The organism is Ruegeria sp. CG8 (genome assembly GCF_056537165.1).
In genome coordinates this window covers 824,094-846,934 of record NZ_JBQFRA010000001.1, presented here as the reverse complement: position 1 = coordinate 846,934, position 22,841 = coordinate 824,094, and the positions used below count along the sequence as shown (strand labels likewise).

Genomic DNA, 22,841 nt, shown 5'->3' with positions numbered 1-22,841 from the left:
GGGTTCCAAATTCTGGGTCTTCTTCAGGCGGCAGAAATCTCTCCGGATTCAATCTGTTCGCGCTCGATCGACTCGAACAGAGCCTTGAAATTGCCCTCGCCAAAGCCGTCATCACCCTTGCGCTGGATGAACTCGAAGAAGATCGGACCAATCACGGTTTTCGAGAAGATCTGCAGCAGGATCTTGGTCTCGCCGCCGTCCACCACGCCTTCACCGTCGATCAGGATGCCGTGCTTTTTCATGCGGTCCACCGGCTCGTCATGGCCCTTCACGCGGTCGAAGGACATATCATAATAGGCATCGTTGGGACCGGGCATGAACTTCAGGCCGCGTTCAGCGATTGCATCGGTCGAGTCATAGATGTTCTCGCTGCCGACGGCGATGTGCTGGATGCCCTCGCCTTTGTACTTCTTCAAGTAGGATACGATCTGACCGGTCTCGCCACGGTCTTCGTTGATCGGAATCCGGATACGGCCGCAGGGCGAGGTCAATGCACGGCTGAGCAAGCCGGTATATTTGCCCTGGATGTCAAAGAAACGGATTTCGCGGAAGTTGAACAGATCGCCGTAGAACTTGAACCACTTGTCCATGTTGCCCTTGAAAACATTGTGCGTCAGGTGATCGAGGTAATAGAAACCGACGCCGCGCGGCTTAGACTGCTTCAGCCACTCGAATTCCTGATTGTAGGGCGAGGTTTCGTAATACTGGTCGATGAAATAGATCAGCGACCCGCCGATGCCCTTGATCGCGGGCACGTCCATGGTTTTGTCGGCGCCCTCATAGGGCTCGGCCCCTTTCGACACCGCATGGTCATACGCCTTTTGCGCATCGACCACGCGCCACCCCATCGACGGGGCGCAGGGGCCGTGCTCGGCCACGAATTTCGCGGCAAAACTGTCGGGATCAGCATTTAGAATATAGGTGATGTCGCCCTGCTGCCACAGCTCGATCGACGGCTTGTCCTTATGGCGGGCAACCATTTCGAAACCCATTTTGGCGAAAAGATAGCGCAGTTCCTGCGGCTCGGGATGGGCGAATTCGACGAATTCGAAGCCGTCGGTGCCGGCAGGGTTCTCGGCGCTGATCACGGATTTCGGGGCGTTGTGCGGGAAAGGGCCCATGGCTTGTCCTCTTGAAACAGGAAATTCTTTGCTGATTCAAGAATACGCCTTTTTCAGCGCTGTTTTTGCGCATTCTTTTCATGTAAACTACAGAAGCCTGCGAAATCTCCGCACCAAAACCCGAAAATTGTGAGAATCTCCGCACATGCTGGACGCAACCGATACTCGCCTTCTGGCCGCGCTGCAAAAAGACGCGCACCTGACCGCGCATCAGTTGGGCGAAATGCTGAACCTGTCCCCCAGTCAGGCCGGGCGCCGCCGTCAGCGGCTGGAGGCCGAGGGCTATATCACTGGCTACGCGGCGCGGCTCGACCCGCGCAAACTTGGGCTGCAGGTTCAGGGATTCGTACAGGTTCACCTCGGCACCCACGGCCCCGAACAATCATCAAGTTTTGCGCGCATGGTGGAAACCCGCCCGGAAATCACCAGCGCCTGGACGATGACTGGCGAGGCAGACTATCTGCTCCATGTCTATTGCGAGGATCTTTCCGCGCTGAACACCTTGCTTCACGAGGTGATACTGCCCCATCCTGCGGTGGCACGGGTGCAAAGCCAGATCGTGATGGACCAGCTGAAACGCGACGCTCCGCTGCCGACCTGACGGCAAGGAAAGGAAGAAGATGAACGAGTTCCTGTATCAGGCTTCGATCTATCTGGCAGCCGCCGTGATCGCCGTCCCCCTGTCGGCGCGGCTTGGGCTGGGGTCTGTCCTCGGATATCTCGCCGCCGGTATCGCCATCGGCCCGATCCTTGGGCTCGTGGGTGCGGAAACCAAGGACTTGCAGCATGTCGCGGAATTTGGCGTCGTCATGATGCTGTTCCTGATCGGGCTCGAGCTTGAGCCCCGCGCACTTTGGGATATGCGACACCGGTTGTTGGGGCTTGGCGGACTACAGATCTCGGTCTCTACGGTCGTGATTGGAGCAGTTACCTTCTACACTGGTCAACCGTGGTCAGTTGCCTTGGCCGTGGGACTTACACTGTCTCTATCGTCAACTGCCATCGTGCTGCAGACGCTGTCGGAAAAGGGCTTGATGCGCACAAACGGCGGACGATCCACGTTCTCGGTCCTTCTGACGCAGGATATCGCCGTGATCCCGATCCTGGCGTTTCTGCCGCTGTTGGCCATGCCGGCCAGCATCTTTATCGAGGATGACGGATCAATCACGCGCGGCGGCGACGGGCACGGCGACGCGCACCATACATTATCATTGGTCGATGGCCTGCCCGGATGGGCGGTGACGCTGGTGACATTGGGCGCGATCGCATTCGTGATCGTAGTCGGCGTCTACCTGACCCGTCCCTTGTTCCGATTCATCCACACCACCCGCCTGCGCGAGATGTACACGGCGTTGGCCCTGATGATCGTAGTAGGGATCTCGTTCCTGATGACGCTGGTGGGCCTGTCCCCGGCGTTGGGCGCCTTCCTCGCTGGCGTCGTTCTTGCCAGTTCCGAGTTCCGGCACGAAATGGAAAGCGACCTTGAGCCGTTCAAGGGATTGCTGCTGGGCCTGTTCTTCATCACGGTCGGGGCCGGGATCGACATAGGGTACTTTTTCAACGACCCGTTCGACCTGATCGGGCTGGCCCTATTGGTGATCCTGGTCAAGGGCCTGATCCTGTATGCCGTTGGTCGTGCATTCAAGTTGCGCGGCCGCGACCATTGGCTGTTCACGCTGGGTTTGGCTCAGGCGGGTGAGTTCGGCTTCGTGCTGCTGGCCTTTTCGACCAAGCAAAATGTCATTCCCCCGGCCCTGTCGCAGAAGCTGTTGATGATCATTGCCCTGACGATGCTGATCACACCGCTTCTGTTCATCATCTATGACTACCTTTCGCGCCACATCCGCGACAACTCACCCGAGGTTGAACCCGAGGAAATAGACGAAAAAGGACCCGTCATCATTGCGGGAATTGGGCGGTTCGGACAGATCGTCAACCGGCTGGTGCGCGCCAGCGGGTTCAAGACGGTGGTGCTGGACCACAATATCGAAACGATCCAACTGATGCGTCGTTTCGGCGTCAAAGGATTCTTGGGTGATCCGACGCGCCCCGAGTTGCTGCGGGCCGCAGGTCTTGAGAAGGCTTCCGTTTTGGTGGCTGCGATGGACAACCGCAAGGAAGTGACCCGATTGGTCGGCTACGCCCGCCGGCAGCGCCCCGACCTTCACATCGTCGCGCGCGCGCATGACCGGACCCATGTATACGAGCTGTATCAGGCCGGCGCTGATGACATCGTGCGTGAGCTGTTCGACAGCTCTCTGCGGGCCGGGCGTTATGTGCTGGAGAACATTGGTTTGAGCGAATACGAGGCCGCGCAAGCACAGCAGACCTTCTATCATCACGATCGGCAGGCAATTCGCGAACTGGCCGAACTCTGGGTTCCCGGCATGCCGACAGCCGAGAATAAGAAGTACATCGAACGCGCGCGCGAGTTGGAGAAAGACCTGGAGACCGCCCTGCTGGAACTGGCCGAAAAGAACGAAAAGAAGTCGGCCTAACCCGGGGATCTCCCGGGTCAGCCGAGCTCAACCGTCCGACACACCGGCTTCGGCAAAAGTGGCCATACCCGAATGGCAAGCGACGGCGCTTTTCAGGATGTTGATGGCCAGCGCAGCCCCCGACCCTTCGCCCAGCCGCAGCCCGAGGCTCAGCAAGGGCGCTTTGTCCAGCTTGGTCAGCATGGCTGCGTGCGCACCTTCCGCACTCTGGTGGCCAGCAACGGCATGGTCCAGCGTGCCCGGCGCCAGACGATCGAGGCAAGCCGCAGCCGAGGTGCAGATGAACCCATCCAGAATGACCGGGATGCGCAGAATTCGAGCGGCTGCAATGGCCCCTGCCATGGCCGCGATCTCGCGCCCTCCCAAACACCGCAGGATCTCAAGCCCGTCGTCCGATGCTCTGTGCAGCGCAACACCTTCGGCCACGACGCGCGTCTTGTTGGCAAGGCCAGCATCGTCCACACCGGTTCCGCGCCCGGTCCAATCGGCGGCTTCTCCGCCAAACAACGCGCAGGCGATGGCCGCTGCAGGGGTGGTGTTACCAATGCCCATTTCGCCCACGACCAGAAGGTCTGCGGTGGGATCAACGGCGTTCCAGCCGGTCTGCAAAGCGGTCAGAAGCTCGTCCTCGGACATTGCCGGGGCCTTTGTGAAGTCGGCCGTCGGCCGATCCAGGTCCAGCGCGTGTACCGTCATCTTGGCCCCGGCCGCCTTGGCCAGTTGGTTGATGGCCGCGCCTCCGTGCTCGAAGTTCATGACCATCTGAACCGTAACTTCGGGCGGAAAGGCCGAAACACCCTGCGCCGTCACGCCGTGATTGCCGGCAAATACAATCACCTGAGGTGCCTCAATCTGCGGTCGGGCATCCCCGCGCCAACCGGCATACCAGATCGCCAGATCTTCGAGCCGGCCCAACGCACCCGGCGGCTTGGTCAGCTGTCCGTTGCGGTCGGCAGCCCCTTGCTTTGCAGCCTCATCCGGGCCCGGGACATTGCGCAAGGCGTCGCGGAAGGTATTCAGATCATTGAGTTCAGGCAGCATTCAAAGCCTCGTTGCATCGGAGTGGTCCTGCGTGTTTAACCGAAGCAGGCAAAGCAACAACCCCTCGAAAGGCGCGCAAGTGCACAAAAACGACACTCGAACCTTTTCGCCATGGGACGTGCCGCTGGTTCTGGTTCTTTTGACACGGCTGCCACTGCCCGTGCTGCCCAAATCGCTCTTCGAGCGACAGTCCAAAGCCGCTTGGGCCTATCCTGCGGCCGGGCTGGTCGTTGGCGGCTTGGGCTGCATCGTAGGCTGGTCTGCGATGGCCGTGGGCCTTTCCGGGACAGTCGGCGCAGTCCTTGCTGTCGCCGTTCTGATCGCAGCGACCGGCGCCATGCACGAGGACGGGCTGGCCGACACCGCGGACGGGCTGTGGGGCGGATATACACCCGAACGCAGACTCGAGATCATGAAGGACAGCCATATCGGCACCTACGGGGTGTTGGCCTTGTTGGTCATTCAACTGCTCAGGATCTCGGCGGTCGCAACACTACTGGCGGCAGGAAGTCCGGCCGGAATACTGGCGGCGGCTGTGATTTCCCGAGCGGTGATGCCACCACTGATGGCGGGCCTGCCGAACGCCCGCGGCAGCGGTCTGAGCCATAGCGTCGGCGCTCCTCCGCCTTTGTCGGTTGCAGCCGGTCTCGGGCTGGCTTTCGTTTTTTCTCTGGCCCTTCTGGGCTGGACCGCCCTTCTGCCCGTCGCCTGTGCGGCAGCCGCAACCGTGGGTCTGGCAATCATAGCCAAAACCAAGATTGGCGGTCAGACCGGTGATATCCTGGGGGCTTCTCAACAGCTGTCCGAGGTTGCTTTCCTGCTGGCCGTTGCCGCCCTGCTCTAGCCGACACCGCCGGTTTTGATCCGCAGTGTCTCACCGCAGTGCTTGCAGTGGACGGCATCCGGGTCGTGCCGAAACAGGCCGCAATTGGGACATTTGTGGCGTACTTTCTGTGGCATGAAAATGGCCTGAGCCAGCCGCACGAAAAGCGCCACACCGACCACCATTATGAACACGGAAAACAGCTTGCCGCCCGGAGAGTTCAGTGTAATGTCGCCGAAACCCGTCGTGGTCAGTGTCGCCATCGTGAAGTACAGCGCATCGATATACGGGGTCTGGCTGTCCTCGGGGATATAGAAAACCAGTACGGCGGTGGATGTTGCGAAAATGAACACCAGCAGGTTCACGGCCGCGATGACCGCATCCTCGTGGGTTCGGAAAAACTCACTGTCGCGGCGCAGATCATGCAACAGGTGATAGGAATGGATCAGCCGCAGCGCGCGTAGAATCCGCAGGAACGCAAGGCTGCCGGTCAGGAAGGGGTCAAGGATCAGCGAGGCGATCACGACCAGATCCGCAAGCGTGTAGATTTTGAACAGCAGCTTCTTGCGGTCTTTCGCGATCCACATCCGAGCCGAGAAATCCAGCAGAATGATCAGCCCCACCGCCCAACTGACTGCAATCAATCCTGGGCCGTGCGGAATGTTCGCCGTCGCCACAAAAAACACGATCGAGGCAAGGTCGAACAGGATCAGACAGTACCGGAACCAGACCGAAACCGCCCCTCTGCCGATATAGAGTGCCTTGACCGTCTGCTTCATGACTGACCCGTATACGGTTCCAATAACAGGGAAATTAGCGGGAAAGGCGGCGCGAACCAAGCGATCGGGCATGAAAAAGGCCGCTCTGAAACCAGAGCGGCCCTTTGGTGTTGCTTCAAAGCCCGATCAGGCCGCGCGCGAGGTCAGGACTTCGTCCACCTGCTTGGCCGCAGCGATTTCGTCCGAACCGGACACGGCCGCAACTTCGCGCGTCAGACGCTCAAGCGCGGCTTCATAGAGCTGACGCTCGGAATAGCTCTGCTCACGCTGGTCGTCGGTGCGGTGCAGGTCACGCACCACCTCGGCGATCGAGATCAGGTCACCCGAATTGATCTTCTGTTCGTATTCCTGCGCCCGGCGCGACCACATGGCACGCTTTACCTTGGCTTTGCCCTTCAGAGTCTTCATCGCCTGGCTGATCACATCGGGCGAGCTCAGCGAACGCAGGCCGGATTCAGTGATCTTGTTGGTCGGCACCCGCAGGGTCATCTTGTCTTTCTCGAATGAGATGACGAACAGCTCGAGCGAGTATCCAGCGACTTCCTGTTCTTCAATCGATATGATTTGCCCGACCCCATGTGCAGGGTAGACAACATAGTCGTTCGGACGGAACTCAAGCTTCTTCGACTTTGTCATGCACGTGTTTCCTTGGTTGCAGAGCGGGAAAAAAGCGACAAAAAACCTAACCGGGGTCACCCGCGACCCCTGTCAGGCTGATTACATGTCAAAAACTCAGAACTCCAAAGTGAGCATACTTACGGAGTCGTCCCCATCTCGATCATCATTTGCCTTAAGAGTATATCACAAAATTACGACACCTGAAAGCGGACGGGGCCTTCGGATCGGAATCTGTGAAGGTTTTCAGCGCATTAGGGCCAAAACTTACGGCGGTCTTTCGGGTTTTGCGACCCGAATCGCTCAGCCGCCTTCGCCCGGGGTTTCGGAGAAGTATTTCTCCATCTTGCCCTCTTCACCGTCGCGCTCCTCGGCGCCCGGAAGCGGGTCTTTCTTGGTTACGATAACCGGCCATTGTTCGGCATATTTGCGGTTGAATTCGACCCACTGCTCCATCCCCGGTTCGGTATCCGGGCGAATGGCGTCCGCCGGGCATTCCGGCTCGCACACGCCGCAATCGATGCATTCATCCGGATGGATGACCAGGGTATTTTCACCTTCATAGAAGCAATCCACCGGGCATACCTCGACGCAGTCGGTGTATTTGCAGGCGATACAGTTCTCGGTGACAACGTAGGTCATGGTCCAATTCCCGTCAGAGGTTTGGGCGACTAGCTAATTCAGTCTGCCCCCATCTTCAAGAGAAGATCAGCCCTTGGGGGTGCGAGAAAGATCAAGCGCGCGCCGATCCTTCTTGGTCGGACGACCTTTTCCTTCGAAACCCGGATTTTGTGGCGGATTATCCTTCTCTTCAGTCAAATCCGTGTACAGCGTCCGCGCCTCGGTCGCCGGGCCGCGTCGCGCGCCCAGGATTTCGACCTGAACCACGCGAATAACCCGCCCCTGAGCGAAAGTCAGAACATCACCGGGCCCGACGGTTTGCGCCGGCTTCTGGGCCCGGTCGCCGTTGATGCGCACATGCCCGCCGCTGACCTGTTTGGCGGCCAGGCTGCGGGTCTTGAAAAACCGCGCATGCCACAGCCACTTGTCGATCCGCAGCTTGGCCGGTGCGTCGGCCATCAGCGATCAGTTGCCGTCCTTCAGACCCATCAGCGCAGCGGCAAACGGGTTGTCGGGATCAATCGCCTTTTCCTTTTTGGGCGGCCGGGACGAGAAGGTCTTGGCCCCTTGCGGCTTGCCACCCTTTTTGCCCTGCGGCTTGCCGCGACCATCCCGAGGCTTCCCGCCCGGTTTGCCCCGACCCTGCCGTTGGTCACCACGTGGCCCCCGGTTGGCCTGACGACCCCAGGTAAAGGTGTAGAACACCTCGACTTCGGGTTCGTCCGATGCCGGGTCTGCGGCCGTGGCCTCGGCTTCAACCTCAGTGCTGTCGGTAGCCTCGGCTGGCGCCTCGGCGGCGACGGCCACATCCGACTGCGCCTCTGCTTCGGCGGTCTCGGTCGGAGCTTCAGCAGTTGCCGCCGGTGGTTGCTCGGTCGGCTGAGCCGGCTTGATCTTGGTCCGTTCACCGCGCTCGGCCTTGTAGCCCAGCCCCTGCATCAGGTCGGCGAACTGTTCCAGCGTCATGCCGGTGATCGACAACATGTCCGCCTTGGCTTCGAAACCGCCCCGGCTGTCTTCGGCGCGCAGCATGTCGGCCAGACGCTCCAACATGTCGATACGGATCGAACGCTCGCCCGCATTGCGGTAGCCGCACATGGTGTCATAGCCCTCGGGCGCGCCCTTGGCGACGGGCACCGTCACCAAGCCCGGCGGCGGCGCTTCGGGAAACTCCTGAAGTCCATTTGCCAGGGCCCACAACACCAGACGCAGGCGCGTCGGGGCAGGTTTCAGCAAGAGTGGCATGAAGATGGTGAACTGGCCGAACCGGATGCCGTGCTTGCGCAGCGCGCCACGGGCGTCCTGGTCCAGGTCCTTGACCTCTTGTGCGACTCCGGCGCGTGGCAGGATGCCCAACGCCTCGACCATGCGGAAGGCAAATCCCTTGGCCAGCCCGGTCAATTCTTCGTCGCGCGACAGGTTCAGCAGGGGCTCGAACAGCGCCGCGATCTTGCGGTCAATGAAGTGTTGCAGGCGGCGCTGCACCTTCTGCTCAACCTCCGGCCCTGCGGCCTCGTCCACGAACACTTCGACCATCGGCTTGAGCGGTTCGGCCCCGGCAACCAGTTTGCCCACGGCATATTCGCCCCACATCAGACCACCCTGATCGGTAAAATCAATTTCGGTATCGGGCGCATTGTAGAAGCGATCGGCACGCAGATGGAATTGCGGCGCGAGTGCTTGCAGTGAGGCCGATTTGAGCGCTTTCGCCTCGGTTCCCTGCGCGCTTTTGTCCGGGATGAACCGGAACCCTTCCAAACGACCGACGAATTCGCCTTCGACGGTCACTTCACCCTTGTCATTCACTTCGGCCAAAAGGGCCTCCTTCTGTTTGAGCCGGCGCAGCAGAACAGATGTACGCCGGTCCACAAATCTTTGCGTCAGACGTTCATGCAAAGCGTCTGACACCCTGTCTTCTACAGCGCGGGTTTCCGCGCGCCAATGGGATTCGTCGCGCACCCAGCCGTTTCGTTGCGCAACATATGTCCACGTGCGAATATATGCCAACCTTTTGGACAGTGCATCAATATCGCCGTCGGTTCTGTCGATCCGGCGGATCTGGCGCGCCAGAAAATCCTCGGGGATCGTGCCGCGTTCGTGCAGATGTCCGAAGATCGATTCGAGCAGGCTGGCATGTTCCGCATGGCTGATCCCCCGAAAATCGGGGATTCGGCAAACATCCCACAACAGGCGGATCGACGGACCATCGCTGGCACGGGCCGCAACCTCGGGCACTTGGGCCAGCGACTTGAGCGCGTTCAGGTCGTCTGCGGGCCGGGCTTTGACCAAATGCTCGTTGTCCGGGCTGGCCTCGAGCGAGTCGATCAGCGCATCGACCGAGCCGAACCGCAAGGCGGCATTTCGCCAGTTCAGCTTTTTCATCGGCGTGAACCGGCTGTCCATGATGGCCTGCGCCACGCCTTCGTCCAGCGGCGATGCTTCACCGGTCACGCCGAAGGTGCCATCCGACATGCCGCGCCCGGCGCGCCCGGCGATCTGGGCCAGTTCGTTCGGAGCCAGCGGCCGCATGCGCCGGCCATCGAATTTGGACAGGGACGAAAACGCGACGTGGTTCACATCGAGGTTCAGCCCCATGCCGATGGCGTCGGTGGCCACCAGATAGTCGACCTCGCCATTCTGGTACAGCTCGACCTGCGCATTCCGCGTGCGCGGGCTGAGCGCGCCCATGACCACGGCCGCCCCACCCTTTTGCCGCCGCAGAAGCTCGGCAATGGCATAGACGTTCTCGACCGAGAACCCGACGATGGCACTGCGCGGGGGCATGCGGCTGATCTTCTTGGACCCGGTGTAGACCAGTTGCGACATCCGCTCGCGCCGGGCGAACTGCGCCTGCGGCACCAGCGCCGCGATCGGGCCGCGCATCGTGTCGGCACCCAGAAAAAGTGTCTCGTGCGTCCCACGCATACGCAGCAGCCGGTCGGTAAAGACATGACCGCGCTCGGGGTCGGCGCACAGCTGGATTTCGTCGATGGCCACGAAATCGGTGCCCATTCCCTCGGGCATCGCCTCGACCGTGCAGACCCAATATTGCGTGCGCGGCGGAACGATGCGTTCCTCGCCCGTCACCAGGGCCACCACCGAGGGGCCGCGGATGGCGACGATCTTGTCATAGACCTCGCGCGCAAGCAGCCGCAGCGGCAGGCCGATGACACCGGTCCGGTGCCCCAGCATGCGTTCGATGGCATAGTGGGTTTTGCCTGTGTTGGTCGGGCCAAGTACGGCCACGATTCGGGATGCCCCGTTCACCTTTGCCCCCTGCCCGGACCTTAAAGCGCCTTGCCCGCAATCTGCGGTTTCAGCCGATTCACGGCATTGGTTACTTCTTCGTGATGGGGATGTATAGCCAGCGCGCGGGAATAGGCGTCATAGGCCTGTTCGGGCTGACCCAGCACCTCAAAGATCAGGCCAAGCCCGTAGATGGCTTCGTAATTGTTAGGGTTCAACGCAAGCGCGTGCTCAAGATCGGCAGCCGCCATGCCGAACCGCTCCAGCCCAAAAAACACGGAGGCGCGCACATGCCAACCTTCTGCGAAATCGGGCGCATGGTCCGTCAGTGCCGTCAGATGGTCCAACGCGGCTTCGACATTGCCCTCGTCCAGTGCTTCGCGTCCGCGCTCAAGCAGCAGATCAGCCGAGGCAGACCCTGATTGCGACCACAGCGACTGAAGTTGCCGATCCAGACCGGCTGCCTGCTCGGGCGACGCTTCGGCAAGCTGCCGCAGCAGCTCGGCTTCGTCCCGCAAATCGGCCTGTTGCGCAATCCCAGTGGTGGAATACATGACTAGGAGGGCAAATGCCGCAACGGTACCTTTGAGATTGTTGATTGCAATGCTCATAACAATGACCAGTGTAGCGTTGCGACCGCGGATGTCCATTCACGGCGCACTAACAAATGAGGAAGACCATGAGCGACACTCTTGAAAAAGCGGCAGCCGCGCTGAACGAAAAACTGTCGGGTGGCGATTTCGATTCGTCGGCGAAATTCGCCATCGCCGACCTCGGCTCGATCGTGTTGGATGAAAACGGTGCTCGGGTCAGCGACGAAGACGCCGAAGTCACCCTGAGCGCCGACGCGGAAACGTTCGAGCAAATCCTCAGCGGTGAGCTGAACCCCACGGGCGCGTTCATGGCCGGCAAGCTGAGCGTCGACGGCGACATGGGTGTTGCCATGAAGCTTGCCTCGGTGCTGGCCTGATGGATTTGTCGCCGGCCCCGTTCTTTGAAGATGTGGCCGGCGGTCCCGCCGGCGGCGCCGCGCACTGGTTGACCACAAGCGACGGCACACGCATTCGCGTGGGCCATTGGCGCCCCGAAGGTGAGGCGACCGGGACGGTGATGATCTTTCCCGGCCGCACGGAATATATTGAAAAATATGGCAATGCAGCGGGTGAGTTCGTACAACGCGGCTTTGCTGTACTGGCCGTGGATTGGCGCGGACAGGGTCTGGCTGACAGATTGCTGGAAGATCCGCGCGTTGGCCATGTGGACAAGTTTACCGACTATCAGCAGGACGTGCGCGAAACACTGAAACTGGCCGAGCAGCTTGGCCTGCCGAAACCCTGGCACGTGATCGGCCATTCGATGGGCGGCGCGATCGGGATGCGCGCGGTTCTGGAAACCGGCCTGTTTGCCTCTTGTGCCTTCACCGGTCCGATGTGGGGCATTTTCTTCACCCCACTCATGAAACCGCTCAGCCGTCTGACCGCCTATTGGGGGCCGCGGATCGGGCTGGGCGAAAAGACGCCCCCGACCACGTCACTGGAAAGCTATGTTCTGATCCAGCCTTTCGAGGGCAACGCGCTGACCCGCGACGCCGGAATGTACCGGATGATGCAGGATCAGTTGAAAGCGCATCCCGAACTGGCCCTGGGTGCGCCGTCGACCATCTGGCTACGCGAGGCACTGGACGAATGCTCCTGGCTGATGGCGCAGACCGCCCCCGACATTCCCTGTCTGACCTATCTTGGCAGCCACGAGCAGATCGTGGACCGCAAGGCGATCCGGGCGCGGATGGCGAATTGGCCCAGCGGCCGGTTGGTCGAGATCCCTGACGGCGAACACGAGGTGATGATGGAACCGCCCGAGGTCCGCGGCCCCGTATTCGAGGAGATGGCCGCGCATTTCTCGGCCGCCGCCAACGGTCAGACACCCGAACTTGCGATGACGCGCTGACACCTCGGCTGCTTGTGATCCGCGCGCCCTGCGCCTAGATGTGATCCGACGCAGACAATAGAGGTGTTCCATGCACGAGCTTCCCTTCCCCGTCCGAGACGCAAATGCCGGTGGCGGCGCCGACAACCTTGGCAACCTGCCGGAATGGAACCTGGACGATCTGTACAAGGGGCAGGACGCGCCGGAACTGACCCGCGACCTTGAGTGGTTGGAGCAGGAATGCGCGGCTTTTGCCGCCGATTACGAAGGCAAGCTGGCCGATCTTGACGCTCAGGGTCTGCTGAACTGTGTCCAGCGCAACGAAAAGATCAACGCCATCGCCGGGCGCATCATGTCTTTTGCCGGACTGCGATATTACCAGCTGACCACGGATGCCGAGCGCGCCAAGTTCCTGTCGGACATGCAGGAAAAGGTCACGCTGTTCACCACGCCGCTGGTGTTCTTCACGCTCGAGATCAACCGCATCGACGATGACGTGCTGGCCACCCATTTCAAGGCCAACGCGGACCTGGCCCGGTACGAGCCCGTCTTCCGCCGCATCCGCGCGATGAAGCCCTATCAACTGTCGGACGAACTGGAGAAATTCCTGCATGATCTGGGGGTGGTCGGCGACGCGTGGGAACGGCTGTTCGACGAAACCATCGCCGGGCTGACCTTTACCGTAAACGGCGACGAGCTGAACATCGAAGGCACCCTGAACCTGCTGACCGAACAGGACCGGTCCAAACGCGAGGCCGCGGCCCGCGAACTGGCCCGCGTGTTCCAAGACAACGTCAAAACCTTTGCCCGCGTCCACAACACGCAGGCCAAGGAAAAAGAAATCATCGATCGCTGGCGCAAGATGCCGACCCCGCAGACCGCGCGGCACCTGGCGAACGATGTCGAACCCGAGGTGGTCGAAGCCCTACGCGAGGCGGTCGTGGCCGCCTACCCCAAGCTCAGCCACCGGTACTACGAGCTCAAGCGCAAATGGTTGGGTCTGGATGTGATGCAGGTCTGGGACCGCAACGCGCCGCTGCCGATGGAAGACACCCGCACCGTGTCGTGGGAGGACGCCGAGAAGACCGTGATGGAGGCTTATGCCGCTTTCGATCCCCGCATGGCGGAGATTGCAGCACCGTTCTTTTCGAAAGGCTGGATCGACGCGGCGGTGAAACCGGGCAAGGCTCCGGGCGCCTTTGCGCACCCCACCGTGACCGATGTGCATCCTTACGTGATGCTCAACTATCTGGGCAAACCGCGCGACGTGATGACGCTTGCGCACGAGTTGGGCCACGGCGTGCACCAGGTGTTGGCCGCCGGTCAGGGCGAGATGCTGTCCTCGACCCCCCTGACGCTGGCCGAAACTGCCAGCGTCTTCGGCGAGATGCTGACCTTCCGCAAGATGCTGGATCAGGCCGAAACGCCCGAGCAGCGCAAGGTTCTGCTGGCCGGCAAGGTCGAGGACATGATCAACACGGTGATCCGCCAGATCGCCTTCTACGACTTTGAATGCAAGCTGCACGCCGCACGCCGCGAGGGCGAACTGACGCCGGACGACATCAATGCCTTGTGGATGAGCGTTCAGGCCGAAAGCCTTGGCCCGGCGTTTGAATTCATGGACGGGTACGAGACCTTCTGGGCCTATATCCCGCACTTTGTTCATTCGCCCTTCTATGTCTACGCCTATGCTTTCGGCGACGGGTTGGTGAACGCGCTCTACTCGGTCTATGAAAGCGGCGCGGACGGGTTCGAGGAAAAGTACTTCGAGATGCTCCGCGCGGGCGGCTCCAAGCACCACAAAGAGCTGCTGGCCCCGTTCGGGTTGGATGCCAGCGACCCGAAATTCTGGGATAAGGGCCTGTCGATGATCTCGGGAATGATCGACGAACTGGAGGCCCTGGAGGGGTGACAGACCCAACCGACAAGGGGCGCTGGCGGGCCATCAAGGACCGCCTGCGCCCTGTCCTCGCCCGGATCCGCCGCAATGTCCCGCGGGGGCTGCGGTTTGTCGTGGGACTTTTGTTGGTCGTCGCCGGCGTCTTCGGTTTCCTTCCTGTTCTGGGGTTTTGGATGATCCCCTTGGGCATCATGGTTGCCGCCATGGACGTCAACCTGCTGCGACGCTGGTGGCGCCGCCGGTAACCCTGTTCCGGCTGTCGCCTAGTTTTTTCTGGTCGTGAGGAACACCGCGAATACGATCAATCCCGCCCCAATCGCAGCCATTGGCGTGATCGGTGCCCCCAGAAAAATTGCCGAATTGACGAAGGTGAACACCACCGAGGTGGCGAACAAAAGGGTCGCGGTCAACGTCGTTACACGCGCGGCGGCCTCGTACCAAAGGTAATAGGCCAGCGCAGTCGGGAAAACGCCCAGCAAAATCAAAAACACCAAATCGCTGCCGGATGGCATCCGCAGCGCAAAAACGGACAGCGGAAGTAGAATTACGGCCGAGCACAGGAACACACCAAACAGGAAATTCAGACGCTCGGCCGTCGATTTCGACGCGCGCATGGCCCGGCTGCTGGCGATCAGGAACACCGCCCAGCTGACCCCGGCCCCAATTTCCATCATATCCCCCAGAACCGGGTCCCCGCCGCCTTCGAAATCGCGGAAAACCGTAAGAATAACTCCGAAGATGGCCAGAAGGGTCGCCAGAACATCGGTTATTCCAACAGGGGTGTCGGCGAAGAAATACAAGAAAACCAAAACAAAGAACGGCGCGGTATTTTCCAACACCATCGCGCTGCCTGCACCGGTGTGTTCAAGCCCAATATGGAACAGAATATAGTTGATGACGGTCGCCAACACGGCAAGACGGAAGTTCCAATCCCGGAACTGGACGGAAACCGGCGCATTCATCGCACGCAACATGCCATAGATGGCCAAAGCAGCTATGAACAGCCTGCTTGTGGCAATTTGCATGCCACCTAGATCTCCAGTCAAGTAACGCACGATGACGCTGTGCGTGCCCCAAAGAAATGCGGCGAGGAACCCAAGAAACAGACCACTCTGAGAAAAGGAACCGCCGTCTTTGCCGGGCCCCTTCACTTGAGCTGGCTGTCCTTGGAGCCGCGCCGATTGATACCGCCGCGGGCCTTGAAAGCACCATCACGCTCTTGCTGGCAATCCAGACACAGCTTGACCCCGGGGATCGCCAGTCGGCGCTTCTCGGGGATCGGTTCTTCGCACTCTGCACAATGGGTCAGGCTTTCACCGACCGGACGCTTTTTCGCCTGCATCCGTGCCAGCTCGTCTGAAATCGAAGCCTCGATCTGTTCACTTACAGCGCCGTCGCGCGCCCAGCCTCCGGCCATGGCCCCCTCCTGTTCAGGTGCTCACCAGTTTAGGCGCGGGGCGGCTGATCACGCAAGTCAGAGCGGTGTTGCGCCGTCGAACACCCGGTCGATCATCGCCTGCGTCCCGCGCGAGAATTCGAGCGGACACGGGTATTCGTCGCCCGCGCGAACGGACCGGCAAAACGCCTCGACCTGCAGCTTGTAGTGATCGTCGGCCGGGAAACGCCGCACCAGAACCTCAAGCCCCGGGCGATGCAGCTCGACCCGGGCCTCGCCAAACACTCGCGCGTTGAACGGCGCGGTCAGGCGGATCAGGCCGCGTTCGCCGTGAAAGACCATTTCCTGATGCGGATGCATGCGGATCGAGACGTAAGCTGAATAGGTAAAGCCCGGAAATTGCGCACGTATTTCCGTGAACGCGTCGATGCCATCCTCCCAGCGGATGGCCGATTGCACGGCGTCCGGTTCCTGCCCCGTCGCAAAACGGGCCGACCCGATGACATAGACGCCGATGTCGCGCAGCCCGCCCCCGCCGGTTTCGGCGCGGTTGCGGATATTGCCGGTGTCGGCTCTGTTGTCGAAGCTGAATGCGCCCGTGACGTGCACCAGATCACCGATGGCGCCGTCGGCGATCAGGTCGCGCACATGCTGCCACTGCGGGTGGTGCACGATCATATAGGCCTCGGCCGCCAGCAGCCCGGTCTGGTCGCGCTTGTGGATCAGAGCGTCGAACTCCTCGGCGCGCATGGTCATCGGCTTTTCACACAGAACGTGCTTGCCAGCGTCCAGCGCTTTCAGACTCCATTCCACATGCAGGTGGTTCGGCAGAGGGATATAGACCGCCTCGATTTCGGGCGAAGCCAGTAGCGCGTCATAGTCGTCAAAGACCGTAAGGTCCGGGCAGAAGTCCTGGAATGGACCGGCTTTCGCCGGATCCGAAGTCGCCAAAGCAGACAAACGCGCGCCCGAGGCCGCATGGATCGCTGGACCCATGAACTGGCGTGCGAATTTCGCCGCCCCCAGAATGCCCCATTGAACCGGATTGTGCATGGTTTCCTCCGTATTTGACCATGTTCCGCGCTGAAATGTTTGCGCCAACATCTGTTGCGCCTTCTGTATCAGCCAAGCGACGCCAAGTCAGGCTTTTCTGTGCGCGGGACACCCGTAATCTGCACATGACAAACGGGAGGGACTAACGTGAGAAGATTTCTGAAATGGCTGGCAGGCCTCACGGCGGCTGTGGTCGTCATCGGGGCCGTGATATTTTTCGTGGTAGTGCCGCCATATGTCGAAAACGCGCGCAACAACGTGATCGACCACGACCCATATCCGGTGTCCGACACTGCCGCTGCCCTGCACGAAACCCTGATCGTGGGCGACCTGCACGCCGATCCGCTGTTGTGGAGCCGCGACCTGACCGAGCGCGGAACCCGCGGCCAGGTGGATATTCCCCGGCTGATCGAAGGCAACGTGGCCCTGCAGGTGTTCACCGCCGTGACCAAATCACCGGCCGGGCAGAATTACGAGGCAAACTCGGCCGAGGCGTTCGACAACATCACCCTGCTGGCCATCGGTCAGCTTTGGCCGCTGCGCACCTGGGACAGCTTGAAAGAACGCGCGATTTATCAGGCCGAGAAACTGCACCGGTTCGAGGCCGCCTCAAGCGGACATCTCAAGGTCATCAAGACCCGCGCGGATCTGGATGCGGTGCTCGACGCCGGCGCGCGCGGCGAACAGGTCGTGGGTGGCATTCTGGGGATCGAAGGCGCCCATCCGCTGGAGGGCGATCTGGCCAATCTCGACCCGATATTCGAGGCGGGCCACAGGGTGTTCGGGCTTCAGCATTTCTTTGACAACGAACTGGGCGGCTCGCTTCACGGCACCGGGAACACGGGCCTGACCGAATTCGGGCGGCAGGTGGTGGCCGAATTGGCCAAGCGCCCGGTGGTGATCGACCTGGCCCATTCCAGCCCGCAAGTGGCGCGCGACGTGCTGGCCATGACCGACGAACCGCTGATCGTCAGCCATGGCGGTCTTCACGGGTTCTGCCCGGTCAAGCGCAACTATCCCGATGACCTGATGAAGGAAATCGCGGCGACCGGCGGTGTCATCGGGATGGGATACTGGGCCGACGTCACTTGCGGCGACATCGCCCCGGCGGGGATTGCCAAAATGATCAAGGCAGCCATCGAGACGGTCGGGGAAGATCATGTGGCACTGGGGTCCGACTATGACGGCTCGGTCGAGACCGCATTCGACACGTCGGAACTGGCGGCGCTGACCTCGGCCTTGTTGGACGAAGGCCTGACCGAAGCGCAGATCCGCAAGGTCATGGGCGAAAACATGGTACGGGTATTCCGCCAACAGCTGCAGTAGGACGTGGCGAATAAAAACGGCCCGGGTTTCCCCGGGCCGCTTGTTCATCGGATTGCCGTGATCAGGCGCTGGCCAGCATGCCCTTTTCACGCGCCAACTCACGCATCTTTTTCTGCAGCTTTTCAAAGGCGCGCACCTCGATCTGACGGATGCGTTCGCGGCTGACATTGTACTGCGTACTCAGTTCCTCGAGCGTCACGGGCTGATCCATCAACCGGCGCTGGGTCAGGATGTCCTTTTCGCGGTCGTTCAGGACGTCCAGCGCCTCGGTCAGCAACTCGCGGCGCACCTCAAGCTCTTCGCGGGCCTCATAGTCGCCGGCCTGGTCGGCATCTTCGTCTTCCAGCCAGTCCTGCCACTGCATGGTGCCTTCGCCCTCGGACCCGACCGTGGCGTTCAGCGACGCATCCCCACCCGACATGCGGCGGTTCATGCTGATGACCTCTTCTTCGGTCACGCCCAAGTCATTGGCGATCCGCTTGACATTGTCCGGGTGCAGGTCGCCCTCCTCCAACGCGCCAATCCGTGCTTTCGCCTTGCGCAGGTTGAAGAACAGCTTTTTCTGCGCCGAGGTGGTGCCCAGTTTCACCAGCGACCAGGATCTCAGAATGTATTCCTGGATCGAGGCGCGGATCCACCACATCGCATAGGTCGCCAGACGGAAGCCTTTTTCCGGATCGAACCGCTTGACGGCTTGCATCAGGCCCACATTGGCCTCGGAGATCACCTCGGCCTGCGGCAAACCATAGCCGCGATAGCCCATGGCGATCTTGGCGGCCAGTCGCAGATGCGATGTCACCATCTTGTGCGCGGCTTCGGTGTCCTGCTCTTCGACCCAACGTTTGGCCAGCATGTACTCCTCTTCCGGCTCCAGCAGCGGGAATTTGCGGATTTCCTGCAGATACCGGTTCAGCCCACCTTCTGGCGTAGGCACGGGGAGATTTTTGTAATTTGCCATGTATCACGTCCCTTGGACAAATGTTTACGCCCTTAACATGGATATGGGGCCACGTTCAGGACCATTCAAGAGCAGGTGTTAACAGTCTGGGATTAAGGAACGATAAAGGAAAGCTAAGAAAGTCTTAGTCACGAGACTTTGCAGGTTGTTTCAGAACCGAGATGAGTGCCTCGATATCTTGCGGCAATGCTGCCTCAAAACGCATTTCCTCGCCGGAGACGGGATGTACAAAGCCCAGGACAGCCGCGTGCAGGGCTTGGCGCGGGAACGCACGCACCGCCTCCGCAGCGTCTGCATCAAACGACCGGGCTGACAGTTTGCGCTTGCCGCCATAGACCGGGTCGCCCACCAAGCCGTGGCCCGTATGTGCCATGTGCACCCGGATCTGGTGGGTGCGCCCGGTTTCCAGCCAGCACTCGATCAATGATACCGCGCCGGGTTGTCCGAACACGTCAACGACGCGCGCACGCGTCACGGCATGGCGCCCGCCATGAAAAAGCACCGCCTGTTTCTGCCGGTCGTGCTTGTGCCGGGCCAGTTGCGTTGTGATGCGCATCACGTTGCCGGGCTCAAAACTCACGCCTTTGACACCGCGCAGCCGCGGATCATTGGCATCCGGAACGCCATAGCAGACCGCGCGATAGTAGCGCTCGACGCTGTGCGCCTCGAACTGGGCCGCCAGCCCATGGTGGGCGGCGTCCGATTTGGCAACCACCAGCAATCCGCTGGTATCCTTGTCGATCCGGTGCACGATGCCCGGCCGCTTGACCCCGCCTACCCCCGACAATTCCTCGCCACAGTGGTGCAGCAGGGCGTTCACCAAAGTGCCGTTGGGTGATCCCGGTGCCGGATGGACGACCAAGCCCGCGGGCTTGTTGATCACGATCAGATCGGCGTCTTCGTGCACGATGTCCAGAGGAATGTTTTCGGCCCCGATGTGACTCTCGTCCGCTTCGGAGACGGTTATGGACACAACGGCGCCTTCCCGCACTTTGGCTTTGGCGTCGAGCACGACCTTGCCGTCGACCAGAACCGAGCCCTCTTCGATCAGCCGGGCCAGCCGGGTACGCGACAGGTTTTCATCTGCTGGAATATCCCGCGAAAGCGCCTTATCAAGGCGGGGCGGCGGAGCGTCCGCGATAACGAAGTCTATTTGCCGGGTGCCCATGACTGTCCCTTCAGATCCCCAAGAACCGCAGGAAACGCCTCAACTGCGCCTTCTGCGCCGCATGGTCATGCTGCTGACCGCGGTGATGATTGGCGGGGTTCTAGTGACATTCGCCTTGATTGTCATCCGTCTATCCGACCGGACCCCCACCCTGCCCGATCAGATCGAACTGCCGGACGGTGCAAAGGCCCAAGCCGTGACCATCGGAAACAACTGGTTCGCCGTGGTGACCGATGACAACCGCATCCTGATCTTCGACAAGACCACCGGGAAGCAACGGCAGCAGATCTCGCTTGACTAGGCCTGTGGCGCCGCCAGCCTATTCACCCAAGGCCATTCTGAACACGATTTCTGCAGCCTGCTTGAACGCAACGATCTCGTCCGGCGCATCACGACGAAACCTGACTTCGTCCGGGCTCAGCCAGACCGGTTTGAACAGAGTGTCCCGGTCGGGAAAGAATTCAGCCCGAAATCCTTCGTCGGCTTCGGTCAAGTAGGTATCAAGCCATGCCCGTTCCTCGGGTTCCAGAACGTCATGGCGCCGGAACATGATGGGTTCTTTGGGTACTTGGCGACGCAGTTGGCGGCTGCGCTTGCGCCCGATGGCTCGCGTGACGACGCCAAAGGCTTCACTGGCGGCGCGGGACAGTGTCGGATTGGCAGGCGCGCTGGCAACCTCACCTCCGGGTCGCGACACACCCAGTCTGTTCAGGAAGTCATCGACGATATTGCCATTCAACATTTCCTCGCGGTCATAGAGTGCCGGCACAACCGTTACACCCGGGAACGCGTTGCGGATTCGGGAAACCGCGCCGTAAAAAGAAACCGAGTGAGGCTCGGCCTTGATCTTCGCCAGCCGGTCCCGAATCAAGGCTGAACCGTCGGCTGACAAACGGCCATTTTTAGCCCGCTGCTTGTAGTCCGCCTCAAAGAAATCGGAGTAGCGGCGGCAATAGAATACCACACGCATTTCGCGAGCGGGTATCTCGGTGAAGAGCTGCGCAAGCCGTTCCAGATCGGCCGAATAGAACATTTCCGACGACATCAGGCAGGCCTTGCTGCCATGTGCCTCGTACTCGCGCGCAACGGCCTCACGGTACTTGTCCATTGGTTCTGCGGACTGGTTCATGTGGAACGCCAACAGATTATGGCTGACCTTGGGGCGATCGTCCCCTTCCGGTCTGCGACGTCCGGCCTCCATGTATCTGAGCCCGGAATCCGACAAGGCCGACGCATTGTTGCGCAGATAGGACTGCAATGCCGTCGTCCCTGTCTTCGGCATCCCCAAATGCAACCACAGCATCAGGTTGCGCCTTTTGTGACGGTATCGGCCTGCGCGGTCATCTGATGCATCAACTCCTGCATCTCGGACGTGCCCAGCAGTTCCGATATCTGTTTGCGGTGCAATTCGCAGGACTGGCGGTGCAGCCGGGCCGTTTCGGGGTCCGACATCAGGTCGTCGAAACAGTCCCGCTTGCGCGCGGCAATCGCATCGACCGATGTCTCGACCACCGCATTCTGGTTCATGATGTTCCAGTACTCCAAGCCCAGGCTGTCGCCCGTGTGATGAGCCCGTCCCCGCACTTTCTTGACCAAGTAGCTCTCGCAGGACTTCAGAGCGTAGTGGTTGAGCTGCACAAGGTCATATCCGACCGAGTCCCGCGCCGACCGCCAACTGCTTGTAAAATACCGCTCGGGCATTGGCTGGCCCGAACCATTGTACCAGTGGCAGTCTTCCATGCGGTCGACCGTCGGACGTTTGGGGCGGTGAACACCGATCACATCCCACAAGTGCCGCTGGAACATCGTCTTCAATCCCCATGCCTGCGCCGGTCTGGGTTTTCGCTCGGGGGCAGCACGGCGGAATTGGTCGGACAGGAACCTGTCTTCGTATTGAACCACTCCGGCATTGCCGAACAACCGCCAGGTCATTGAAATCATCTTGGCATCCGGCACGGCATCAACCAATGATTTCAGCGTGTTGTCACCCGTCTTTACATTGATCTGCTCGTCGGCGTCGATCACGATCACCCAGTCTTCAGGCCCCGCGATGTCCATCTGAAAAAAGCGTTTGTACGCGCGTTTCTGAGGGCTTGTTGCGCGGCGGGAATTGTTGTCCACATGGATCAGAACCCCGCGCTGGTCGAGCCGGTCGAGCAGCGCATCCGACCCGTCCGTGCAGTCATTCGTCATCACGACCATCTGGTCGATGCCAATAGCCTGATTGTGCGCGACCCATTCCAGAACGAACGGGCCTTCGTTCTTCATCGGGGTAACGCTGACAAAGCGGGGGGACTGATCGACCATTTTTGCCTCAGTTTTTGGTGCCATGCAGGCCGGACGCGGGCACGCAAGACCAGTGTTTGCCCG

General features: G+C 60.6%; 24 protein-coding genes. 9 read left to right on the top strand and 15 right to left on the bottom strand.

All coding sequences use genetic code 11. The annotated features are described in order from the left end of the window. Positions 1–23: 23 nt before the first annotated feature. On the bottom strand, positions 24–1,121 hold the full coding sequence (hppD, locus tag ACR0EF_RS04145) for a 4-hydroxyphenylpyruvate dioxygenase (protein ID WP_170371244.1): 1,098 nt from the start codon (positions 1,119–1,121) through the stop codon (positions 24–26). A gap of 145 nt (positions 1,122–1,266) precedes the next feature. Here hppD and ACR0EF_RS04140 point away from each other — a divergent pair, with 145 nt between their 5' ends. Both ACR0EF_RS04140 and ACR0EF_RS04135 read left to right on the top strand, forming a co-directional pair. Continuing rightward, positions 1,267–1,722 carry an Lrp/AsnC family transcriptional regulator gene (locus ACR0EF_RS04140; protein WP_093961793.1) on the top strand — a complete coding sequence of 152 codons (456 nt, stop codon included), beginning with the start codon at positions 1,267–1,269 and terminating at the stop codon, positions 1,720–1,722. A gap of 19 nt (positions 1,723–1,741) precedes the next feature. After that, positions 1,742–3,619 carry a monovalent cation:proton antiporter-2 (CPA2) family protein gene (locus ACR0EF_RS04135; protein ID WP_170371245.1) on the top strand — a complete coding sequence of 626 codons (1,878 nt, stop codon included), beginning with the start codon at positions 1,742–1,744 and terminating at the stop codon, positions 3,617–3,619. A 27-nt stretch (positions 3,620–3,646) separates the two neighbouring features. On the opposite strand, the gene cobT is transcribed toward ACR0EF_RS04135, so the two are convergent. Beyond that, complete coding sequence (cobT, locus tag ACR0EF_RS04130) at positions 3,647–4,660, bottom strand: nicotinate-nucleotide--dimethylbenzimidazole phosphoribosyltransferase (protein ID WP_170371246.1); 1,014 nt, start codon at positions 4,658–4,660, stop codon at positions 3,647–3,649. Between the two features lie 79 nt (positions 4,661–4,739). On the opposite strand from cobT, the gene cobS reads away from it, so the two are divergent. Further along, on the top strand, positions 4,740–5,504 hold the full coding sequence (gene cobS, locus ACR0EF_RS04125) for an adenosylcobinamide-GDP ribazoletransferase (protein ID WP_170371247.1): 765 nt from the start codon (positions 4,740–4,742) through the stop codon (positions 5,502–5,504). Here cobS and ACR0EF_RS04120 read toward each other — a convergent pair. From ACR0EF_RS04120 to ACR0EF_RS04095, 6 genes are all read right to left on the bottom strand, one after another. Beyond that, entirely contained in the window at positions 5,501–6,262 is a 762-nt protein-coding gene (locus tag ACR0EF_RS04120) for an ion channel (RefSeq protein WP_170357534.1), read from the bottom strand. The two genes, cobS and ACR0EF_RS04120, sit on opposite strands and share 4 nt — an antisense overlap. A 126-nt stretch (positions 6,263–6,388) precedes the next feature. Beyond that, on the bottom strand, positions 6,389–6,898 hold the full coding sequence (locus ACR0EF_RS04115) for a CarD family transcriptional regulator (RefSeq protein ID WP_093961789.1): 510 nt from the start codon (positions 6,896–6,898) through the stop codon (positions 6,389–6,391). A 282-nt stretch (positions 6,899–7,180) separates the two neighbouring features. Beyond that, positions 7,181–7,519, bottom strand: a complete 339-nt coding sequence (gene fdxA, locus ACR0EF_RS04110; protein WP_170339660.1) for a ferredoxin FdxA — start codon at positions 7,517–7,519, stop codon at positions 7,181–7,183. A gap of 66 nt (positions 7,520–7,585) precedes the next feature. Further along, positions 7,586–7,957, bottom strand: coding sequence for an RNA-binding S4 domain-containing protein (locus ACR0EF_RS04105; protein WP_170339096.1), 372 nt, complete (start codon positions 7,955–7,957; stop codon positions 7,586–7,588). 6 nt (positions 7,958–7,963) lie between these two features. Beyond that, positions 7,964–10,765, bottom strand: a complete 2,802-nt coding sequence (locus ACR0EF_RS04100; RefSeq protein WP_170371248.1) for a helicase-related protein — start codon at positions 10,763–10,765, stop codon at positions 7,964–7,966. A 20-nt stretch (positions 10,766–10,785) separates the two neighbouring features. After that, entirely contained in the window at positions 10,786–11,394 is a 609-nt protein-coding gene (locus tag ACR0EF_RS04095; protein WP_170371249.1) for a tetratricopeptide repeat protein, read from the bottom strand. 29 nt (positions 11,395–11,423) lie between these two features. Between ACR0EF_RS04095 and ACR0EF_RS04090 the strand changes: the two genes are divergently transcribed. The 4 genes from ACR0EF_RS04090 to ACR0EF_RS04075 all read left to right on the top strand — a co-directional run bounded on the left by ACR0EF_RS04090 (position 11,424) and on the right by ACR0EF_RS04075 (position 14,815). Next, positions 11,424–11,714: an SCP2 sterol-binding domain-containing protein gene (locus ACR0EF_RS04090; RefSeq protein WP_093961784.1), complete on the top strand. Its 291-nt coding sequence runs from the start codon at positions 11,424–11,426 to the stop codon at positions 11,712–11,714. Next, the gene (locus ACR0EF_RS04085) at positions 11,714–12,691 is read left to right on the top strand and encodes an alpha/beta hydrolase (protein ID WP_170371250.1); all 978 of its coding nucleotides are present in this window, start codon (positions 11,714–11,716) and stop codon (positions 12,689–12,691) included. Before ACR0EF_RS04090 ends, ACR0EF_RS04085 begins: the two co-directional genes overlap by 1 nt. Before the next feature lie 70 nt (positions 12,692–12,761). After that, positions 12,762–14,582, top strand: a complete 1,821-nt coding sequence (locus tag ACR0EF_RS04080; RefSeq protein WP_170371251.1) for a M3 family oligoendopeptidase — start codon at positions 12,762–12,764, stop codon at positions 14,580–14,582. Further along, positions 14,579–14,815, top strand: a complete 237-nt coding sequence (locus tag ACR0EF_RS04075; RefSeq protein WP_170371252.1) for a hypothetical protein — start codon at positions 14,579–14,581, stop codon at positions 14,813–14,815. Before ACR0EF_RS04080 ends, ACR0EF_RS04075 begins: the two co-directional genes overlap by 4 nt. Positions 14,816–14,833: 18 nt before the next feature. Here ACR0EF_RS04075 and ACR0EF_RS04070 read toward each other — a convergent pair whose 3' ends face one another. From ACR0EF_RS04070 to ACR0EF_RS04060, 3 genes are read right to left on the bottom strand one after another with little or no spacing between them, the layout of a single operon-like run. Further along, positions 14,834–15,721 carry a DMT family transporter gene (locus ACR0EF_RS04070; RefSeq protein WP_170371253.1) on the bottom strand — a complete coding sequence of 296 codons (888 nt, stop codon included), beginning with the start codon at positions 15,719–15,721 and terminating at the stop codon, positions 14,834–14,836. Then, positions 15,718–15,987 (bottom strand): DksA/TraR family C4-type zinc finger protein, encoded by a 270-nt coding sequence (locus tag ACR0EF_RS04065; protein WP_093961778.1) that lies wholly within the window; start codon positions 15,985–15,987, stop codon positions 15,718–15,720. Before ACR0EF_RS04065 ends, ACR0EF_RS04070 begins: the two co-directional genes overlap by 4 nt. Before the next feature lie 57 nt (positions 15,988–16,044). After that, a complete protein-coding gene (locus tag ACR0EF_RS04060; protein WP_170371254.1) occupies positions 16,045–17,019 on the bottom strand; it encodes a Gfo/Idh/MocA family protein in 975 nt (324 codons plus the stop codon). A 147-nt stretch (positions 17,020–17,166) separates the two neighbouring features. Between ACR0EF_RS04060 and ACR0EF_RS04055 the strand changes: the two genes are divergently transcribed. Further along, positions 17,167–18,345 (top strand): dipeptidase, encoded by a 1,179-nt coding sequence (locus ACR0EF_RS04055; protein WP_170371255.1) that lies wholly within the window; start codon positions 17,167–17,169, stop codon positions 18,343–18,345. A gap of 61 nt (positions 18,346–18,406) precedes the next feature. Here the strand turns inward: ACR0EF_RS04055 and rpoH are convergent, their stop codons facing one another. Both rpoH and ACR0EF_RS04045 read right to left on the bottom strand, forming a co-directional pair. Further along, a complete protein-coding gene (rpoH, locus tag ACR0EF_RS04050) occupies positions 18,407–19,303 on the bottom strand; it encodes an RNA polymerase sigma factor RpoH (protein ID WP_170366919.1) in 897 nt (298 codons plus the stop codon). Between the two features lie 124 nt (positions 19,304–19,427). After that, positions 19,428–20,471: an RluA family pseudouridine synthase gene (locus ACR0EF_RS04045; protein ID WP_170371256.1), complete on the bottom strand. Its 1,044-nt coding sequence runs from the start codon at positions 20,469–20,471 to the stop codon at positions 19,428–19,430. Here ACR0EF_RS04045 and ACR0EF_RS04040 point away from each other — a divergent pair. Next, complete coding sequence (locus tag ACR0EF_RS04040; protein ID WP_093961773.1) at positions 20,470–20,772, top strand: DUF6476 family protein; 303 nt, start codon at positions 20,470–20,472, stop codon at positions 20,770–20,772. The genes ACR0EF_RS04045 and ACR0EF_RS04040 overlap by 2 nt on opposite strands. An 18-nt stretch (positions 20,773–20,790) precedes the next feature. Here the strand turns inward: ACR0EF_RS04040 and ACR0EF_RS04035 are convergent, their stop codons facing one another. Continuing rightward, complete coding sequence (locus ACR0EF_RS04035) at positions 20,791–21,774, bottom strand: hypothetical protein (protein WP_170371257.1); 984 nt, start codon at positions 21,772–21,774, stop codon at positions 20,791–20,793. Next, complete coding sequence (locus tag ACR0EF_RS04030) at positions 21,774–22,778, bottom strand: glycosyltransferase family 2 protein (protein WP_170371258.1); 1,005 nt, start codon at positions 22,776–22,778, stop codon at positions 21,774–21,776. The genes ACR0EF_RS04035 and ACR0EF_RS04030 overlap by 1 nt, the downstream gene beginning before the upstream one ends. Positions 22,779–22,841: the final 63 nt, after the last annotated feature.

What these genes read in the sequence shown, in the direction of transcription:
- ACR0EF_RS04045 (WP_170371256.1), bottom strand. Translation starts at nt 20,471, where the DNA reads ATGGGCACCCGGCAAATAGACTTCGTTATCGCGGACGCTCCGCCGCCC.
- ACR0EF_RS04030 (WP_170371258.1), bottom strand. Translation starts at nt 22,778, where the DNA reads ATGGTCGATCAGTCCCCCCGCTTTGTCAGCGTTACCCCGATGAAGAAC.
- cobT (WP_170371246.1), bottom strand. Translation starts at nt 4,660, where the DNA reads ATGCTGCCTGAACTCAATGATCTGAATACCTTCCGCGACGCCTTGCGC.
- ACR0EF_RS04065 (WP_093961778.1), bottom strand. Translation starts at nt 15,987, where the DNA reads ATGGCCGGAGGCTGGGCGCGCGACGGCGCTGTAAGTGAACAGATCGAG.
- ACR0EF_RS04115 (WP_093961789.1), bottom strand. Translation starts at nt 6,898, where the DNA reads ATGACAAAGTCGAAGAAGCTTGAGTTCCGTCCGAACGACTATGTTGTC.
- ACR0EF_RS04135 (WP_170371245.1), top strand. Translation starts at nt 1,742, where the DNA reads ATGAACGAGTTCCTGTATCAGGCTTCGATCTATCTGGCAGCCGCCGTG.
- ACR0EF_RS04095 (WP_170371249.1), bottom strand. Translation starts at nt 11,394, where the DNA reads ATGGACATCCGCGGTCGCAACGCTACACTGGTCATTGTTATGAGCATT.
- ACR0EF_RS04040 (WP_093961773.1), top strand. Translation starts at nt 20,470, where the DNA reads ATGACTGTCCCTTCAGATCCCCAAGAACCGCAGGAAACGCCTCAACTG.
- ACR0EF_RS04035 (WP_170371257.1), bottom strand. Translation starts at nt 21,774, where the DNA reads ATGCTGTGGTTGCATTTGGGGATGCCGAAGACAGGGACGACGGCATTG.
- ACR0EF_RS04090 (WP_093961784.1), top strand. Translation starts at nt 11,424, where the DNA reads ATGAGCGACACTCTTGAAAAAGCGGCAGCCGCGCTGAACGAAAAACTG.
- fdxA (WP_170339660.1), bottom strand. Translation starts at nt 7,519, where the DNA reads ATGACCTACGTTGTCACCGAGAACTGTATCGCCTGCAAATACACCGAC.
- ACR0EF_RS04060 (WP_170371254.1), bottom strand. Translation starts at nt 17,019, where the DNA reads ATGCACAATCCGGTTCAATGGGGCATTCTGGGGGCGGCGAAATTCGCA.
- ACR0EF_RS04105 (WP_170339096.1), bottom strand. Translation starts at nt 7,957, where the DNA reads ATGGCCGACGCACCGGCCAAGCTGCGGATCGACAAGTGGCTGTGGCAT.
- ACR0EF_RS04085 (WP_170371250.1), top strand. Translation starts at nt 11,714, where the DNA reads ATGGATTTGTCGCCGGCCCCGTTCTTTGAAGATGTGGCCGGCGGTCCC.
- ACR0EF_RS04140 (WP_093961793.1), top strand. Translation starts at nt 1,267, where the DNA reads ATGCTGGACGCAACCGATACTCGCCTTCTGGCCGCGCTGCAAAAAGAC.
- hppD (WP_170371244.1), bottom strand. Translation starts at nt 1,121, where the DNA reads ATGGGCCCTTTCCCGCACAACGCCCCGAAATCCGTGATCAGCGCCGAG.
- rpoH (WP_170366919.1), bottom strand. Translation starts at nt 19,303, where the DNA reads ATGGCAAATTACAAAAATCTCCCCGTGCCTACGCCAGAAGGTGGGCTG.
- ACR0EF_RS04120 (WP_170357534.1), bottom strand. Translation starts at nt 6,262, where the DNA reads ATGAAGCAGACGGTCAAGGCACTCTATATCGGCAGAGGGGCGGTTTCG.
- ACR0EF_RS04080 (WP_170371251.1), top strand. Translation starts at nt 12,762, where the DNA reads ATGCACGAGCTTCCCTTCCCCGTCCGAGACGCAAATGCCGGTGGCGGC.